We start from the raw sequence: 1,868 nt of genomic DNA, 5'->3' as shown, positions 1-1,868 counted from the left end.
GTTTTTTCTTCTTAAAAAATGGTTTATACGCTATAATAGAATCAGTATTTCATTCTATATACATGAGGTGAAGGTTATGGAGAATTACTCTATTTTTGATATTATTGGGCCAGCTATGATTGGTCCGTCAAGCTCCCATACAGCTGGGGCCGCAAAAGTTGCTTATATTGCACGTTCTATTTTTGGAAAGCCTATTAAAAAAGTTACTTTTTATCTCCATGGCTCTTTTTCAACCACTTATAAAGGACATGGTACGGATAAAGCCCTTATTGCAGGTGTTTGTGGTATGCGTCCTGATGATCCAAGCATTCCTTTCTCTTATGAAAAAGCCAAGGACATGAATATTGAAATTACTTTTAAGAAAATTATCTTAGACGATGTTCATCCAAATACGGTCAAAATGATTTTTGAAGGCTTGGATGGGACGACACAGTCAATTATTGGTTCTTCCATTGGGGGGGGCAAGGTAAAGATTATTTCTATTGATGATATCGATGTAGCCATCACGGGTAGTTATGCAACGCTCATTACCCAACATCTAGATTTACCCGGCTTTGTAGCTGATATCAGTCAAATTCTTGCCAAACACCACATTAATATAGCTTTTATGAAAGTCTTTCGTGAAACCAAAGGTGAGAACGCCGTTATGGTTATTGAATCCGATGATGTCATACATAAAGATACTTTGGAAAAAATCAGTGCTTTGGAAGCCTTGAATAAACTGACTTTCTTTGAAGCGATACAATAGGAGGCCACCATGAAGATAACAACCGCCAAAGATATCCTACAATTAAGAGAAACTCACAATCTTAATTTTTTTGAGATTGCTCTAAAGTATGAGGTCTCTACTAGTGATCTGAATCAAGGTGTTATTCTAAGCACCATGGAGCGCCAATGGGCGATTATGAAACAAGCTATTGCTCAAGGACTAGACCCTGACAAACATCACCTTCATGGTAAGATTTTGGGCCGTGAAGCCATTAAACTTAAGACATCTTATGAGTCCGGCAAATCCATTTGCGGCATAACGACAACCAAAGCCATTATGTACGCCCTAAGTACTATGGAAGTGAATATGGCCATGGGACAGATTGTGGCAGCGCCAACCGCAGGCGCAAGTGGGGTCTTGCCAGGTACTTTAAAAGCACTTCAAGAAACCTATGACCTAGAAGACAACAAAATCATTGAGGCGCTTTTTGTCGCCGGACTCGTCGGTATGGTCATCGCCAAACAAGCCAGTATATCCGGTGCTAAAGGTGGCTGTCAAGCCGAGATTGGCTCAGCTGCAGCGATGGCTGCTGCAGCAACCGTCTATGTACTCGGTGGAACCATGGAACAGTCTTTTGACGGGGCAGCCATAGCCATTAACAATATGATGGGGCTCATTTGTGACCCTGTCGCCGGACTGGTGGAAGTACCCTGCCACAAAAGAAATGCCCTAGGTGCCGCCAATGCACTTTTGTGCGCCGAAATAGTTCTGGCTGGTCTTCCTTCTGTGATTCCTTTTGATGAAGTGGTGCAAGCGATGAAACAAGTAGGTGATCTGTTACCTGCCTGCCACCGTGAAACCGCAACTGGTGGTATTGCCATCAGTAAAACCGCAAAGGCTATAGAAGCCAGAATTATGAATGATGAATGATTTATAATGATTAAATTAAAACGGGGCTGTCGGAAAATAGCCCTTATCAAAAATAGTATGGCGCTGTATGCGTCATACTATTTTTTTGCAAAGAAAAAGATGGCAAAAAAGAACCATCTTCTCTCCGTTATATTATATAATATAACTACCAATGAATACTTATTATAACGAATTTTTCGAAAAAGAACAACAGAAAATACACTTTGATCTTTATCAAATAGGATTACCG

The 1,868-nt window shown here is 40.7% G+C and carries 2 protein-coding genes; both read left to right on the top strand.

What is annotated here, in order from left to right; translation table 11 throughout:
• On the top strand, positions 1-748 hold a 748-nt coding region (gene sdaAB, locus P0N36_RS15170), incomplete at its 5' end, for an L-serine ammonia-lyase, iron-sulfur-dependent subunit beta (RefSeq protein WP_275843724.1).
• Positions 749-757: 9 nt separating this feature from the next.
• The gene (gene sdaAA, locus P0N36_RS15165; protein ID WP_275843723.1) at positions 758-1,639 is read left to right on the top strand and encodes an L-serine ammonia-lyase, iron-sulfur-dependent, subunit alpha; all 882 of its coding nucleotides are present in this window, start codon (positions 758-760) and stop codon (positions 1,637-1,639) included.
• Positions 1,640-1,868 lie beyond the last annotated feature (229 nt).

This window comes from Petrocella sp. FN5, assembly GCF_029210395.1.
Lineage (GTDB): Bacteria > Bacillota > Clostridia > Lachnospirales > Vallitaleaceae > Petrocella.
This window is presented reverse-complemented; position numbering and strand designations above follow the sequence as displayed.